The 15,294-nt window shown below is 69.0% G+C and carries 16 protein-coding genes and 1 riboswitch; of the genes, 13 read left to right on the plus strand and 3 right to left on the minus strand.

The window, feature by feature from the left end; genetic code table 11:
* Positions 1 to 188: 188 nt before the first annotated feature.
* Positions 189 to 1,283 carry a sugar phosphate nucleotidyltransferase gene (locus CKJ84_RS04595; RefSeq protein ID WP_095546071.1) on the minus strand — a complete coding sequence of 365 codons (1,095 nt, stop codon included), beginning with the start codon at positions 1,281 to 1,283 and terminating at the stop codon, positions 189 to 191.
* A 6-nt stretch (positions 1,284 to 1,289) separates the two neighbouring features.
* A complete protein-coding gene (locus tag CKJ84_RS04600) occupies positions 1,290 to 2,225 on the minus strand; it encodes a glycosyltransferase family 2 protein (RefSeq protein ID WP_233125492.1) in 936 nt (311 codons plus the stop codon).
* A gap of 99 nt (positions 2,226 to 2,324) precedes the next feature.
* On the opposite strand from CKJ84_RS04600, the gene CKJ84_RS04605 reads away from it, so the two are divergent.
* The 6 genes from CKJ84_RS04605 (at position 2,325) to CKJ84_RS04630 (ending at position 8,104) form a co-directional block, all read left to right on the plus strand.
* On the plus strand, positions 2,325 to 3,923 hold the full coding sequence (locus CKJ84_RS04605) for an LCP family protein (protein WP_095546073.1): 1,599 nt from the start codon (positions 2,325 to 2,327) through the stop codon (positions 3,921 to 3,923).
* A gap of 19 nt (positions 3,924 to 3,942) precedes the next feature.
* On the plus strand, positions 3,943 to 4,617 hold the full coding sequence (locus tag CKJ84_RS04610; RefSeq protein ID WP_095546074.1) for a TIGR03089 family protein: 675 nt from the start codon (positions 3,943 to 3,945) through the stop codon (positions 4,615 to 4,617).
* Positions 4,618 to 4,720: 103 nt separating this feature from the next.
* Positions 4,721 to 5,989 carry an ABC transporter substrate-binding protein gene (locus tag CKJ84_RS04615; protein WP_095546075.1) on the plus strand — a complete coding sequence of 423 codons (1,269 nt, stop codon included), beginning with the start codon at positions 4,721 to 4,723 and terminating at the stop codon, positions 5,987 to 5,989.
* An 87-nt stretch (positions 5,990 to 6,076) separates the two neighbouring features.
* The gene (locus tag CKJ84_RS04620; RefSeq protein ID WP_095546076.1) at positions 6,077 to 7,060 is read left to right on the plus strand and encodes a carbohydrate ABC transporter permease; all 984 of its coding nucleotides are present in this window, start codon (positions 6,077 to 6,079) and stop codon (positions 7,058 to 7,060) included.
* Positions 7,057 to 7,878, plus strand: a complete 822-nt coding sequence (locus tag CKJ84_RS04625; RefSeq protein ID WP_095279030.1) for a carbohydrate ABC transporter permease — start codon at positions 7,057 to 7,059, stop codon at positions 7,876 to 7,878. The genes CKJ84_RS04620 and CKJ84_RS04625 overlap by 4 nt, the downstream gene beginning before the upstream one ends.
* Before the next feature lies 1 nt (position 7,879).
* A complete protein-coding gene (locus tag CKJ84_RS04630) occupies positions 7,880 to 8,104 on the plus strand; it encodes a hypothetical protein (RefSeq protein WP_095546077.1) in 225 nt (74 codons plus the stop codon).
* A gap of 18 nt (positions 8,105 to 8,122) precedes the next feature.
* Here CKJ84_RS04630 and CKJ84_RS04635 read toward each other — a convergent pair whose 3' ends face one another.
* Entirely contained in the window at positions 8,123 to 9,211 is a 1,089-nt protein-coding gene (locus tag CKJ84_RS04635; protein ID WP_143340309.1) for an HNH endonuclease signature motif containing protein, read from the minus strand.
* Positions 9,212 to 9,369: 158 nt separating this feature from the next.
* Between CKJ84_RS04635 and CKJ84_RS04640 the strand changes: the two genes are divergently transcribed.
* From CKJ84_RS04640 to CKJ84_RS04670, 7 genes are all read left to right on the plus strand, one after another.
* The gene (locus CKJ84_RS04640) at positions 9,370 to 9,762 is read left to right on the plus strand and encodes a hypothetical protein (RefSeq protein ID WP_095546079.1); all 393 of its coding nucleotides are present in this window, start codon (positions 9,370 to 9,372) and stop codon (positions 9,760 to 9,762) included.
* A gap of 26 nt (positions 9,763 to 9,788) precedes the next feature.
* A riboswitch (TPP riboswitch) is annotated at positions 9,789 to 9,885 on the plus strand.
* On the plus strand, positions 9,876 to 11,387 hold the full coding sequence (locus CKJ84_RS04645) for a bifunctional hydroxymethylpyrimidine kinase/phosphomethylpyrimidine kinase (RefSeq protein WP_095546080.1): 1,512 nt from the start codon (positions 9,876 to 9,878) through the stop codon (positions 11,385 to 11,387). Its footprint overlaps the riboswitch before it by 10 nt.
* Complete coding sequence (locus CKJ84_RS04650) at positions 11,380 to 11,976, plus strand: thiamine phosphate synthase (protein ID WP_095546081.1); 597 nt, start codon at positions 11,380 to 11,382, stop codon at positions 11,974 to 11,976. Before CKJ84_RS04645 ends, CKJ84_RS04650 begins: the two co-directional genes overlap by 8 nt.
* 112 nt (positions 11,977 to 12,088) lie before the next feature.
* Positions 12,089 to 13,180 (plus strand): glycine oxidase ThiO, encoded by a 1,092-nt coding sequence (gene thiO, locus CKJ84_RS04655; RefSeq protein ID WP_095546082.1) that lies wholly within the window; start codon positions 12,089 to 12,091, stop codon positions 13,178 to 13,180.
* Between the two features lie 9 nt (positions 13,181 to 13,189).
* On the plus strand, positions 13,190 to 13,387 hold the full coding sequence (thiS, locus tag CKJ84_RS04660; protein WP_095546083.1) for a sulfur carrier protein ThiS: 198 nt from the start codon (positions 13,190 to 13,192) through the stop codon (positions 13,385 to 13,387).
* Positions 13,388 to 13,389: 2 nt separating this feature from the next.
* Positions 13,390 to 14,184: a thiazole synthase gene (locus tag CKJ84_RS04665; protein WP_095546084.1), complete on the plus strand. Its 795-nt coding sequence runs from the start codon at positions 13,390 to 13,392 to the stop codon at positions 14,182 to 14,184.
* Positions 14,181 to 15,287, plus strand: coding sequence for a ThiF family adenylyltransferase (locus tag CKJ84_RS04670; protein WP_095546085.1), 1,107 nt, complete (start codon positions 14,181 to 14,183; stop codon positions 15,285 to 15,287). The genes CKJ84_RS04665 and CKJ84_RS04670 overlap by 4 nt, the downstream gene beginning before the upstream one ends.
* The last annotated feature ends 7 nt before the right edge of the window (positions 15,288 to 15,294 follow it).

The following is a 15,294-nucleotide window of genomic DNA, read 5'->3' on the forward strand; positions in this document are numbered from 1 at the left end:
CACACCGAAGCCCTAAATAGCCGCAACATAAATCAGTGATTACTTCACGCGTCCGGCGCGTTTCCCACGTCATTCGCCACACAAATCACATGCGTCACACGCCCCGCCCGGAGGGGGTAAAAGGCGGGGGTACTAGATGTAGTGGGGGTGCCGAAATCTGGGAACTAGTTCGCGGTTTTGGCGTGTCGTTACGCGTCCGGCGAGAAGCGCACGCCCGAGTCCGGGATGCTCACGCCCGGCCAGATGCGCATCCCTGCCTGGAGCTCGCAGCGCGCGCCGATTTCCACGCCCTCGCCGATCACGCAGTCGGAGATCCGCGCGTTCGCGCCGATCCGCGCGCCCGACGCGATGATGGAGTTGCGCACGACCGCGCCCGGCTCGATGGTGACGCCGTCGAAGATCACGGAGGCGTCGACACGCGACCCCGCGCCGATCACGCTGCCCCGGCCGACCGCGGTGCCGCCGATGAGAATCACGCCGCCGGACACGCCCGCGGACTCGTCCACAAACGACTCCCCCGTCTTGCCCGCCAGCAGCGGCGAGTACGCGATGCCGCGCACCACGTCGGAGGACCCCTCGACAAAGTCGTGCGGGCGGCCCATGTCGCGCCAGTACGAGGAATCGACGTGGCCGACCACCTTCGCCCCCGACTCCAGCAGCCCCGGGAAGGTCTCGCGCTCCACGGAGACCACGCGGCCCGCCGGGATCTGCTCGATCACACTGCGCTTGAACACGTAGCAGCCAGCGTTGATCTGGTCCGTCGGCGGATCCTCCGTCTTCTCCAGGAACGCCTGCACGTTGCCGTCCTTGTCCGTGGGCACCGAGCCGAACGCGCGCGGGTCAGGCACGCGCACCAGGTGCAGCGTCACGTCCGCGTCGTGCTCGACGTGCGTGCCCAGGATGGCGCTCAAGTCCGCGCCGGAGAGGACGTCGCCGTTGAACACCATCGCGTTGTCGTAGCGCAGCTTGTCGGCGACGTTGCGGATCGCGCCGCCGGTGCCAAGCGCCTCTTCCTCCACGACGTACTCGATCTCCAGCCCGAAGTCCGAGCCGTCGCCGAAGTACTCCTCAAACACCTCGGCCTTGTAGGAGGTGCCCAGCACCACGTGGTGCATCCCGGCTTCCTTAATACGGGCGAGCAGGTGGCTCAGGAACGGGTGCCCCGCCGTGGGCAGCATCGGCTTCGGCGTCCCCACGGTCAGCGGGCGTAGGCGCGTGCCGCGACCGCCAACGAGGATCACCGCATCCGTTCGCTCCGGATGCGCAACAACGTTTTCAACCATCTCTTCTCACTTCGCTTCCGTATGTCGTGTGGCGTTCGCCTTCGCCCGGGTCTGCATCACGCTGCGCAGCTTCAGCCCCGCCCACAGCGCCCATCGCACCGGCGCCTGCCACCAGGCCGGGTGCCTGTCGCGCTGGAACCGGTACGCCGACGCGTGGTGCGCCGGCACCGTCACCAGCGAGAACTTGTCCGCAACGTGGCCTTGGTCGTGCAGGATTATCGACGACGGGCAGTACACATTCAGCCACCCAGCGCGCGTCAACCGATCGCCCAGGTCAATGTCCTCGAGGTACATGAAGTAGCGCTCGTCAAAGCCGCCGATCGCCGCGAACGCCTCCCAGCGCACGAGCAGGCACGCGCCCGAAAGCCAGCCAGCTTCGCGTTGCACGTCCATCGCGGAGCCCGCCTTATAGACGGTGGTGAAGGGGTTCGTTGGCCAGACGTCGTAAAGCAAGGCGTGCCCGATGCCCACGGTGAGGCCGGGCACGCGCCTGGCGCTGGGGTACGCGGAGCCGTCGGCCTCCTCGATGCGCGGGCCGACCGCACCGGCGCGTGGCGCGCCGTCGAGGCAGCGCAGCAGCTCGTCGAGGCTGCCAGGGCGGAACTCCACGTCGGGGTTCACAATAAGAAAGGCATCGGGGTCGATCTCGCCGGAAGCGCGCAGCGGCTCCAGGTGGCGCACCGCCGCGTTGATCGCGGCGCCGTAGCCGATGTTTCCGCCGGTAGGGAAGAATTCAACGTGCTCGTGCGCGCGGGCCGCCGCCTGCGGCGCGCCGTCCGTCGACCCGTTGTCGGCGCACACCAAGCGCACCCTGCGGGAGGTCGCGCGCTCGAGCGAGGCGACCAGCGCCGCCAGGTGCTCGCCCGGCGAATAGGTCACGGTGATGACCGCCAGCGCGGGCTGCGCGTCGGGGCCGCCGTTGAGTCGATCGTCGTTTCTCACAATGCGCTCAGCATACCCACTGGCGCGCCGGATTCCGCGCACGGCGCACGGCGAGGCGCACCGAAAACGCGGATCCGGCGGAGGCATGTCGTATAATGCATGGCCGTGAACGACAACCCTAGGCGCGCCCGCGACATCCAGCCGGCCCCTTCCCGCACGAGGGACCTGAAGCAATCGGGCCACCCGGTGGTGAAGGGGATCCTCGCCGCGTGCTCCGCGGCCGCGCTCGTCGTCTCCGGGGTCGGCTACTTCACCGTGGGCAAACTGGACAGCCAGCTCAGCGCCTCTGAGCTGAACATCGGGAAGAAGCAGCGTAACGACGACAACGAGGCGCTCGACGGTGCCGTCGACATCCTGCTCGTCGGCTCCGACTCGCGCACCGACGCCCAGGGCAACCCGCTGTCCCCCGACGAGCTCGCGCGCCTCAACGCGGGCGAGGCCGACGGCGAGATTAATACGGACACGATGATGGTCATCCGCGTCCCCGAGGACGGCTCCCGCGCCACCGCCGTCTCCATCCCGCGCGACACCTACGTGCACACCGACGACTACGGCAACATGAAGATCAACGGCGTCTACGGCGCGCACGCGGGCGCGAAGCGTGAGGAGCTGCTTGACGACGGCGAGGCGGAAGGCCCCGAGCTCGAGCAGCAAGTCGCCCGCGCGGGCCAGGAGGGGCTTATCGACGCCGTCGCCGACCTCACCGGCGTCGAGGTCGACCACTTCGCGCAGGTCGGCCTGCTCGGCTTCGTCCTGCTCACCGACGCCGTGGGTGGCGTCGACGTCTGCCTCAACGCCCCGGTGAACGAGCCGCTGTCCGGCGCGAACTTCCCCGCCGGCGAGCAGACGCTCGACGGCACCCAGGCGCTCTCGTTCGTCCGCCAGCGCCACGACCTGCCGCGCGGCGACCTGGACCGCATCGTGCGCCAGCAGGCGTACATGGCGTCGCTGGTCCAGCGCATCCTGTCGGCCGGCACGCTGACCAACCCGTCGAAGCTGCGCGACCTGTCCAACGCCGCGGAGCGCTCCGTCACGCTGGACCGCGGCTGGGACGTGGTCCGCTTCGCGCAGCAGATGTCCGGCCTGGGCGGCGGCAACGTCACCTTCACCACCATCCCGGTGACCTCGGTGAACGGCGTCGGCGACTACGGCGAATCCATTATCACGGTCGACCCGCCGCAGGTGCACAGGTTCATGGAGACGGTCGTGGAACCGCAGGACGAAGCGCAGGATGATGGCACCGGAGAGGACTCGGTGGCGTCGGAAAGCGCGGGCACCGCCGAGGGCTTTGAGAACTACAGTCTCTACGTGCTCAACGCTGGCGCCGGCACCGGGCAGGCGGGCGCGGTGGGCGACTACCTCACCGACGAGGGAATGAACGTCGCCGACGTCTCCAACGCCATGGACGGCGTGTACTGGGAAAGCCAGATCGTCACCGCGGATCCGGCGGACCCGGCCGCCCAGCAGCTCGCCGAGCGCCTTGGCAACGTGCCCGTGACCGCCAACGCGAACGTCGAACCGGGCAGCCTCATCGTGGTCATCGCCGCCGACTACGCAGGCCCGGCGATGCTCAGCCCCGAGGAGCGCGAGGAGGTCCCGTCCGAAGCGCCCGTCGGCACCCCGGGCGAGGATTTCGGCGCCGCCGAGACCGGCCCGGAGATTACGGCGGGCGGCAACGGCCCCCGCTGCGTGAACTAGCAACCTATGATGGGCGGGCATGAGCATGCTCACCCCCCTCTTGCGTACTGACCCTGCAAGCCCGCGGCTGACCGTCTACGACGAAGCGCGCGGCACCCGCATGGAGTTCTCTGCCCAAACGCTGGACAACTGGGCGAACAAGGTCGCTAACATGCTCGACGAGGAGTTCGAGCTCCCGCCGTCCGCCGGCGCCATCTGCATCGACCTCCCCGCGTCGTGGCAGTCCGCAGTGATCGCGCTGGGCGCCTACAACTCGTCGCGCGTCCCGCACATCGGGCCGTGGGACTGCGGGGCGCCGGAGGTGGTGTTCGTGGGCGTCGATGATGCGGCGCGGTGGGCGCACGTTCCGGACTGCGTCGTGGTGTCGGATGACCCCTTCGGCCGCGGCGTCGTCGAAGCGGGCGGCGAGCTCCCCACGGGCACCATCGACTTCGGCCCCACCGTGCGCTTCTACGGCGACCAGTACTTCGGCGCGTCGGCCGACCTCGCCGCGTGGTCCACCCCCGAATTGGGGCCGGAGCGGTACTGGGTCCCGGCGTGGACCACCGCAGCGGAGTTCGAGCAGTACGTGCTCGCACCGCTCGCCGCGGGCGGGTCCGTCGTCGCCGCGACAGGGCTCATCTCCGCAGACAGGCAGCAGGAAATTATGGAGATTGAGAAGGTGGGGCGGCGGTTGGGCGTCGATAAGCGATAGCCCGCGCGCACCCCCGTTGGTGGGCAAAAACCAGAAATTTTGTGCGGAAACGGGCACCGGCGGAATACATTGTGAGGGACCAGCGAATACGAAAGGTATTGGTATGAAGCTCACCGCCACCCGCAAGACCGGCGCAGCGCTCTGCGCGATCGCGCTCGCCGCCACCGGGCTCACCGCCTGCTCCAACAGCGAATCCGACTCCGAGGCCTCCGGGGGCGCGAGCGGCGCCGCAGCCGAGGGCAACGAGCGCGGCCCCATCACCTTCGCCATGGGGCGCAATGACACGGACAAGCTGATTCCGATCATCGACAAGTGGAACGCCGAGCACCCCGACGAGGAAGTGACCCTCTCCGAGCTCGCCGGCGAGGCTGACGACCAGCGCGACACCCTCGTGCAGTCCCTCCAGGCGGGCGGCGATGACTACGACGTCATGGCGCTCGACGTCGTGTGGACCGCCGACTTCGCCGCCAACCAGTGGCTCCAGCCGCTCGAGGGCGACTTCGCCGTCGACACCTCCGGGCTGCTGCCGGCCACCGTCGAGTCCGCGACCTACGGCGACAAGCTCGTCGCCCTGCCGCAGAACACCAACGGCCAGCTCCTGTTCCGCAACACCGACGTGATCGAGGAAGCGCCGGACACTTTCGAGGACATCCGCAGCGCCTGCGCCGCCGTCGAGGGCAACACCGACTGCCTCACCACCCAGCTCAAGCAGTACGAGGGCCTGACCGTCAACTCTCTCGGCTTCATCAACGGCTGGGGCGGCGAGGTCCTCGACGATTCCGGCCAGCCCACCGTCGAGTCCGACGAGGCCAAGGCGGGGCTCCAGGCGCTTGTCGACGCCTACGCGGACGGCACCATCTCCCAGTCCTCCACCGCCGCAACAGAGGAGGAAACCAACCTGGCGTTCACCGAGGGCAAGACCGCCTTTGCCATCAACTGGCCGTACATGTACGCCAACGCCGAGGAAGCCGGTCTGAACTTCGAGGTCCAGCCGCTGGTGGGCAAGGACGGCGTCGGCGTGTCCACACTCGGCGGCTACAACAACGGCATCAACGTGAACTCGAAGCACAAGGCGACCGCGCTGGACTTCATCAAGTTCGTGATCAACGAGGAAAACCAGCTCTCGCTCGCCGAGAACTCCTTCCCGCCGGTACTCGCCTCCATCTACGACGACCCCGAGCTGGTCAAGGAGCACCCGTACCTGCCGGCGCTCAAGGAGTCCCTGGAGAACGCGAAGCCGCGCCCGGTCTCCCCGTTCTACCCGGCGATCTCCAAGGCCATCCAGGACAACGCGTACGCCGCGCTGACCTCCGGAAAGAGCGTTGACGACGCGACGAAGGACATGGCCAGCGCCATCCAGCAGGCCTCCTAATAGCCCACGCATCACGCCCGCCACCGTTTACACTTCGGTCGCGGGCGTTTTGCCCGTTTACGCACCAAAAGAAATGGAGTGTGGTGTATGACAACCGCTTCCCCCAAACGGCGAAGGCACCGCAGCGACGCCGGCAAGGCCGCCGCGCTCGTCGCCCCGGCGCTCGCCGTGCTGGCTGTCGTGATCGGCTACCCGATCGTGCGCGCCATCTGGCTCTCGTTCCAGTCCGACAAACACCTCGACCCCGCCACCGGCCTGTTCACCGAGGGCGGCTTCGCGGGCGTCGAGCACTACCTGTACTGGCTGACCAACCGGTGCATGACCGCCTCCGGCGAGGTCGGCGCGTGTCCGCCGGGTGTGCTGGCGACCGACTTCTGGCCGTCGGTAAGCGTGACCCTCTTCTTCACCGTCGTGACGGTCGCGCTTGAGACGGTGCTGGGCATCGGCATGGCACTGGTGATGAACCACCCGTCGCGCGTCCGCACCCTCATCCGCGCCGCCGTGCTCATCCCGTGGGCCATCCCCACCGCCGTGACGGCGAAACTGTGGCAGTTCATGTTCGCGCCCAGCGGCATCGTCAACTCGCTGCTCGGCCACAACATCGCCTGGACCACCGACCCGTGGGCCGCGCGCTTCGCCGTCATCATCGCCGACGTGTGGAAGACCACCCCGTTCATGGCGCTGCTCATCCTCGCCGGCCTCCAGATGATCCCGCGCGACGTCTACGAGGCAGCGCGTGTCGACGGCGCGTCGTCCCTCCAAACCTTCACCCGCATCACCCTGCCGCTGGTGCGCCCCGCGCTCATGGTGGCCATCCTGTTCCGCACCCTCGACGCGCTGCGCATGTACGACCTGCCCGTCATCATGATCTCCGGGTCCTCCAACTCCCCCACCGCCACGATTTCCCAGCTCGTGGTCGAGGACATGCGCCAAGGCAACTTCAACAGCGCCTCCGCCCTGTCCACGCTCATCTTTCTGCTCATCTTCGCCGTCGCATTCGTCATGATCCGGTTCCTGGGCGCTGATGTGGGTGGCAGGCAGGCGTCGAAAAGCATGAAAGGCACGCGATGAAAAAGTTCTGGCACTACGCAGGCGTCATCTTCATCATGTTCTGGGGGCTCGCTCCCTTCTACTGGATGCTCGTGACCGCGCTGCGCGACCAAGCGCACACCTTCGACACCACACCGTGGCCGACGCACGTGACGCTGGACAACTTCCGCGACGCGCTCGCCACCGACAAGGGCAACGACTTCCTCGGGGCGATCGGCAACTCGCTGCTCATCTCGCTGACTACCACCGCGCTCGCCGTGCTCGTCGGTGTGTTCACCGCGTACGCGCTCGCGCGCCTCGACTTCCCCGGCAAGGGCATCGTCACCGGCATCATCCTCGCCGCGTCGATGTTCCCGGGGATCGCGCTGGTCACGCCGCTGTTCCAGCTGTTTGGCGACCTCGGGTGGATCGGCACCTACCGTGCGATGATCATCCCGAACATCTCGTTCGCGCTGCCGCTGACCGTGTACACGCTCATCTCGTTCTTCCAGCAGCTGCCCTGGGAGCTCGAGGAGGCAGCGCGTGTCGACGGCGCAACCCGCGGCCAGGCCTTCCGCCTCGTGCTGCTGCCGCTGGCCGCGCCCGCGATCTTCACCACCGCCATCATCGCGTTCATCACAACCTGGAACGAGTTCATGCTGGCCAGGCAGCTGTCCAACACCTCGACGGAGCCGGTGACGGTGGCGATCGCGCGCTTCTCCGGGCCGAGCGCGTTCGAGTACCCGTACGCGGCGATCATGGCGGCGGGGTCGCTGGTGACCGTGCCGCTGATCATCATGGTGCTCATCTTCCAGCGGCGCATCGTCGCAGGCCTCACCGCCGGCGGCGTGAAGGGTTAGCATGGACCAGCGCACAGACCTGATGTGGCAGGCAATCGTCGGGTTCGTCGGCTTCTTCGCCCTCCTCGCCCTCGTGCAGGGGCTGGTCAACGTGTTCCGCGACCAACCCGCGATCTGGCCAGGCCTGCTCGCCGGCGCGCTCGCGCTCGCCGAGTGGTGGCTCGCTCGCCGCTGGCTGGCGTGGCGCAGCACCGAGCTTGACGACGACACCCAGACACCCCAATAGGCGCCAGGGGTACTGGCGCTACGTGGTTGCTGGGGTGTGGGCGAGGCGTTGTTCGCGTCTGTCGGGGTCGGCGTGATCGACCCCGCCGGGTATTCGATACCCACTCGGGCTCTGCCAGGTGACGCGCCCGCGGTGCCGGTGCATCCGGCCGCGTCCTGGCCTGCCGTTTTGCCGATTATGATACGTACACAACCAACACAGGTTCCCAATCTCCGTCCCACCCCCGCTCGCCCACTCAGTGAGATGGTGCGCCTCGGAGACATCCGCCGGCTGGTGGCAATCCGCCCAGGCGCATCTCGGCCCGTCCGCACTCATCAACAGCCGCAGCTCCCGGGTCGCCCGCCTCGGGTTGGCAGGGTCATCACCGGCAAGGGTGGTCGCATACAGGTTGACCGGCCCGTCAGTCGGCGAGATCAACGCGATATAGCCCGCCTTGTCGAGCTTCCGGTTGACCAGCTCGGCACCGTCAAGCCACTCACCGTTGGTTAGCTGGACTTGGATCTCGGCGGCGTTGTCGGGGTGGGTGCGCCAGGTGGCGAACTCGCCGATGTCCATGTTAAGCACCGTGGTGATCACAGGTGCGGCAGCACGGGTGGTGGCATCACCGGTCAGCCAGGCTGCCGGGTCAAGGCGTGCTGCGTGGTAGGCGGCGAGCACGTCGCTGGTGCGCCCCGTTACGTGCAAGGTGGATAAGCCCTTGTCGTGGTAGGTAATGCTCGCTTTCGGTGCCCGCGGTGTCGGTGGGGCGAGTTTCTTTTTCAGTTTCTTCGCGGCGCGCATGATGGTGCGTAGATCGCCGTCGGTCTCGCACAGGGCGCGGCGGTATTTCCAGCGATCCGCATCCTTGGTCAGGCTGCGCGACGAGCGGGCGATAAAAGCGAGAGTGTCGATCCGGTGGCCGCGGTCGCGTGCGGCGTCGACGCAGGCGGTCTGCGCCCGACGGTTGCGCACCGGGGCGAAGAAGACCTCGGCGGCGCTGGTGAGTTGGGCGGCGCGGTCGGGGTCCATGCCGCGGGAGATCAGGGTCTCGGCGCTTGACGACGCGGCCGCAGCAATAAGGTCGATGCCGCGGCTGTCGAGGGTGATCAGGTCGTCGAGAAGCGTCATGCCACACAGCATAAACCTGCTTGACCTGCGGGTTCAATGGTTTGTGAGAAGGATTCCACTTTCGGCCGAGCAGGGAACCGGAGGGGTGTTTTCAACGTCTAATAAGGTTTCGGGGTTTCAAGGCAGCGCGCGCACAGGAAAGTGCTACAACTGATGCTATGAAACGAGCAACCAGGGCGTTTATCGCCGCAGCAACTTCCACCGCCATGATCGCCGCCGCGCAGCCGGCCCTCGCACAGGAGGGCGCCGGCGAGATGGGCGTGACCGTCAACGGCGAGCCGGTGAGCGTGGAGCAGGGCGAGGGCGACGAGGTCGTCGTCAACGTCGACGTCGCCGCCGACGGCACCGCCGATTCAGGCGAGCAAGATGCGCAAGAGCAGCCGGCCGCGGAGGAAACCCAGGACACCGACGTCACCGTGGGCAAGGAGCTCGACGTCGCCGCGATGCTGCTCGGTCTGGTCGCGCTCGTCGCCGCGCTGGCCGCCGGCTGGCTGTACTTCGCCGCGCCGGTCCTGGGCATCGAGCTGCCCACGCTCAACCTGCCGTTCTAGCGGCGCGGGGGCTGTGCTAGCGTCGCCAGTGTGACACGGGGTGCCCCGAGCGAGGGGCTGAGATCAGACCCGTCGAACCTGCACTAGCTCGAACTAGCGAAGGGATTGTCCCCATGCACGCTGCGCCCGCACTGCCCCGCATCCTCACCATCGCCGGCACCGATCCGACCGGCGGCGCCGGAGTCCAGGCCGACATCAAATCGATCCAGGCCGCCGGCGGGTACTCGTATAGCGTCGTGACCTCGCTGGTCGCGCAGAACACGACCGGCGTGCAGGAGATCTTCGCCCCGCCGGTCGAGTTCCTGCGCTCACAGCTGCGCTCCGTCGCGGACGACGTGGAGATCGACGCCATCAAGATCGGCATGCTCGGCACCACCGAGATCATCGACGTGGTCCGCGACTTCCTCACCGCGCACGCGCACACGTGCAGGGTGGTGTTGGATCCGGTGATGGTGGCGTCGTCAAGCGATAGGCTCCTTACGCGCGAGGCTGAAGCGGCCCTGCGCGAGCTGGCGCGGCTCGCCGACGTGATTACCCCGAACCTGCCCGAGCTGGCCGTGCTCGTCGGCGCGGAGACCGCCACCGACTTCGACGCCGCGATCGCGCAGGCGCAGGGGCTGGCGCGCGAGCTGGGCACGACCGTGATTGTGAAGGGCGGCCACCTGGGCGGCGCGCACGCGGATAACGCCGTGGTCACCGCCGATGGCGTGCACCGCGTGCCCGTGCAGCGCGTGGATACGAAAAATACGCACGGCACCGGCTGCTCGTTCTCCTCGGCGCTGGCCACGCGGCTGGGAGCCGGCTTTGACACCCCGGCGGCGACCGAGTGGGCGTCGCGCTGGCTGCACGAGGCGATCGCGCACGCCGATGCGCTCGCCGTCGGCCGCGGGCACGGCCCCGTCGACCATGGGCACATGAACCGTCGCATGCAGCGCGCGGCCGATACGCGCCCCGAGCACTTTTTGCTTATCGACGCCCCACCAACCCCTCCCCTCGCCGCCCCGGCCGGCCCCCACACACAGGCGCTGTGGGACGCCTCGGCGCCGTACCTCACCGCGATCATGGAGCTGCCGTTCATCCGCGCGCTCGGCGACGGCACCCTGCGCCGCGAGGACTTCCTCTTCTACCTCGAGCAGGACGCGTACTACCTGGTGAGGTACGCGCGCTCCCTGCACGCGCTCGGCGGGGCGTGGGCTTCGGATGCCGACGAGGCGATCGCCGACGAGCAGGAGATGCAGCGCACCTGGCTCGCTGACCTGGGGCGCGAAACGCAGCCGTCGCCGGTCACGCGCGCCTACACCGACTTCCTGCTCGCCTCCACGCTCGGCGAGCCCGCGGCGATCGGCCAGGCCGCGGTGCTGCCCTGTTACTGGCTCTACTACGAGGTCGGCGCGCGCCTGGCCAAGCGCAACCACGACGCGCACCCCTACCGCGACTGGCTGGCCACCTACGCCGGCGACGAGTTCCTGGCGTCGGTGCGCGGCGCGATCGACCGCTGCGAGCGCACGCTCGCGGACGACCCGGACGCGCTCGACGACGCGGTGCGCGCGTGCGCCGTCGCCTCGCGCTACGAGCTCGACTTCTTCGACCAGGCCGACCGCGCGTGGGTGATCCGCGATGTCTAGGCCGCTCGACCTGCGCTGCTACTTCGTCACCGGGCAGCCCGCCGAGGAGGTCCCGCGTATCGCAACGGCGGCTGCTGCTGGCGGCGCGGGCGTCATCCAGGTCCGCAGCAAGCCCATCGACGAGGCCGCGCTCGAGTCGCTGGCCTGCGCGGTCGCCGACGCCGTCGCTCAAGCCAACCCCGCCACGCGGGTGCTTATCGACGACAACGTGCACCTCGCCGCCCGCCTCATGCCCACCCACCACATCCACGGCGTACACATCGGCCAGGACGACATGGACCCGCGCGACGCCCGCGCGCTGCTCGGCCCCGACGCCATCATCGGCCTGACCACTGGGACCCTCGACCTGGTGCAGGAGGCCAACGAGTACGCGGGCGTGATCGACTATGTGGGCGCGGGCCCGTTCCGCCCCACGCCCACGAAGGACTCGGGCCGCGCCCCGATCGGGCTTGACGGGTACCCGGCGCTGGTGGAGGCGTCGCGGCTGCCGGTGGTGGCAATCGGCGACGTCCACGCGTCCGACGCCGCCGACCTCGCCGCCACCGGCGTGGCGGGCGTGGCGATCGTGCGCGGCTTCATGTGTCATTGACTCGGTCGTGGCGACCGTGCACTGCGCGGTCGGGCGGCTCCGGGCGCATCGTCACGGTTGAGCCTGTCTCTTATACACAGCTCGATGTGTCTAAGAGACAGACGAACACGTCATCGTCGGCGCCGGCATCATCGGCCTGACCACCGCCTTCGAGCTCGTGCGCCGCGGCGTGGACCCGCAGCGCATTGCGCTCGTGGACCCCGCGCCCGCCAGCGGCGCGACCAACGTTGCTGGCGGCATGCTCGCCCCGGCCGCGGAGGTGCAGTACCGGCAGGAGCCGCTCTACCCGCTCATGCTGCAGTCGGCGGAGTTGTACCCGTCGCTGGTGAAGGACCTCGTAGCCGCCGCACCCGGCACCGACGTGGGGTACCGCACCGAGTCGACGTTCGTCGTCGCCGCCGACCGCGCCGACGCCACGCATCTGCGCGAGCTCACCGAGCACCAACACGCTCACGGGATGGACGTCGACAGGCTGACGCTGCGCCAGGCCCGCACCCAGGAGCCGGGCTTGAGTCCGCAGCTCGCGGGCGTGGTGGAGATCCCCGGCGACCACCAGGTCAACCCGCGGATGTTCGCCGCCGCCCTGCTGCGCGTGCTGGACCACAACGGCGTCACGCTGGTCCGCGAGAAGGCGGGCGCGCTGCTGTGGGAGGGGGCGGCGTGTGTGGGGGTTGAGGTGGGCGTCGAGAAGCGAAAAGTGCTCGGCGCGACGACCTATGTGTGCAACGGGCTTGGGGCGCGCGCACTCGGCCTGCCGCTGAACCTGCGGCCGGTGCGCGGCGACATGCTGCGGCTCGGCGGCCGGATGCCGGTCGGCCGCGTGATCCGCGCGTTTGTGGAGGACCGGCCGGTCTACATCATTCCGCGCACCGACGGCACGATCGCCGTGGGCGCGACCAGTCGCGAGGACGCGCGCGAGCGACCAGCCGTCGACGGGGTGTACACGCTGCTGCGCGACGCCATCCGCATCGTGCCGGGGCTCGAGGACTGCGAACTCATCGAGGCGCTCGTGGGCAACCGCCCCGGCACGCCCGACGACCTGCCGTACCTGGGGCTTGGCGGCGAGAACCTCGTCGTGTCCACCGGCTATTTCCGGCACGGCATCCTGCTGGCGGCGCTCGGCGCGCGCGTCGGCGCTGACCTTGGGCTTCGGCGCACCACGGCGGTGGACATCGCCGCGTGCGACCCCGCCCGTCACGAGTAAAGGAGCATCATGCGCATTACTGTCAACGATCAACCCCGCACCTTCGACGCCGCGCCCACCGTCGCGCAGCTCGTCGACGAGGTGGTGGGCCGTTCCGAGGGTGTCGCCGTGGCCGTCAACGGCAAGGTGGTGCCCGCGAGCCAGTGGGGCCTCATGCTTAACGACGCCGACGTGGCCGACATCCTCACCGCCGTCCAAGGAGGCTAACCGTGCTGCAGATCGCGGAGAAGACATTCGACTCGCACCTGATTATGGGCACGGGCGGGGCGACGAGCCAGCAGCTGCTAGAAGACGCGCTCGTTGCTAGTGGGACGCAGTTGACGACGGTGGCGATGCGTCGGCACGCGGCGCGCGCGGACGGCGGCGGCGAGAGCGTCTTCGACCTGCTCACACGCTTAAAGATCGACCCGCTGCCCAACACCGCGGGCTGCCGCACGGCGCGCGACGCGGTGCTTACCGCGCAGCTGGCGCGCGAGGCGCTCGGCACGAACTGGGTGAAGGTGGAGGTCATCGCCGACGATCACACGCTCCTGCCGGATGTGGTCGAGCTCGTCGACGCCTGCGAACTCCTCGTCGCCGACGGCTTCACCGTCCTCGCCTACACCTCCGACGACCCGGTGGTGGCGACGCGCCTCGAGCAGGTCGGCGTCCACGCGGTCATGCCGCTGGGTTCCCCGATCGGTACCGGGCTCGGCATCCTCAACCCGCACAACATTGAGCTGATCTGCTCGCGCGCCGAGGTGCCAGTGCTTCTCGACGCCGGCGTGGGCACCGCCTCCGACGCCGCCCTCGCCATGGAACTCGGCTGTGACGGGGTGCTGCTGGCCAGCGCCGTGAACCGCTGCCAGGACCCCGTCGCAATGGCGCAGGCGATGCGCCACGCGGTGGAGGCGGGCCGGCTGGCGCGGGGCGCGGGCCGGATTCCGCGGCGGACGCATGCGGAGGGGGCGTTGGCGTCGTCAAGCTTTGCGGGCCTGGCGAGCTGGGAGGACCAGGTGCTATGAGCCTCCCCCACGCTGAGCTGCGCCGCACCGCACGCCAGACGCTGCTCCCGGGCTTCGGGCTGGCGGGCCAGGAGGCGCTCAATCGCGCGCACGTGCTGGTCATCGGCGCGGGCGGGCTCGGGTGCCCGGTGATGCAGTCGCTGGTGGCAACGGGCGTCGGCACGATCACGGTCATCGACGACGATGTCGTGGACGACACCAACATCCACCGCCAAATCCTGTTCAGCGCCGCCGACGTCGGCCGGCCCAAAGTCGAGGTAGCGGCCGAGCAGCTGCGACGGCACCGCGACGACGTGCGCGTCAACGCCCTGAACGAACGACTCGACGCGTCCAACGCCGTCGAGTACTTCCGCGACGCGGACCTGGTCATCGACGGCTCCGACACGTTCACCACGAAGTTCCTCGCAGCCGACGCCGCCGAACTCACCGGCACCCCGCTGGTGTGGGGTTCGGTGCTGCGCTTCCACGGCGAGATCGCGGTCTGGCACTCCGGCCCGGGCTCGCGTGGCGTGGGCCTGCGCGACCTCTACCCCACCCACCCCGCGCCCGAGGACACCCCGGACTGCGCCACCGCGGGCGTGCTCGGCGTGACCACGTCCGTCGTCGGCGGGCTTATGGCCACCGAGGCGGTCAAGCTCCTCGCCGGGATGGACGAGGCGGAGATCGGCGTGCTCACCGTCTACGAGGCGCTCGCCGGCACGCTCAAGCGCTTCCAGGTCGCGGCCGACCCGGAGCGCGAGCTGGTGACGAGCCTGGACGCCCACGCCGCGCCGGCCGCCTCGTGCGCGGTGCCACAGCACGGCGACGGCGAGAAAGCGCGGCTACTCGCGCAGATCGCGGACGGCGAAGCGACCGCGCTCGACGTGCGCGAACTCGGCGAGAAGGCGATCAAGGACCTGCCGCAGGAATCCGCGCACCTGCCCACGTCCGCGTGGCGCGAGGACCCGGACGCGGCGATCGCGCTGCTCGACGAGCTGCGCGGTGCGGGCGACGTCGTGGTGTACTGCGCCTCCGGGAAGCGGTCCGCGGACTTTGTGGAGCGCTTCGGCGAGGCCGCCGCGGAGCGCGGAGTCACGCTGCGCAGCCTGCCGGGCGGGCTCTAGCCGCCGC

It is taken from the genome of Corynebacterium sp. NML 120412, from assembly GCF_002285155.1.
GTDB lineage: Bacteria > Actinomycetota > Actinomycetes > Mycobacteriales > Mycobacteriaceae > Corynebacterium > Corynebacterium gottingense.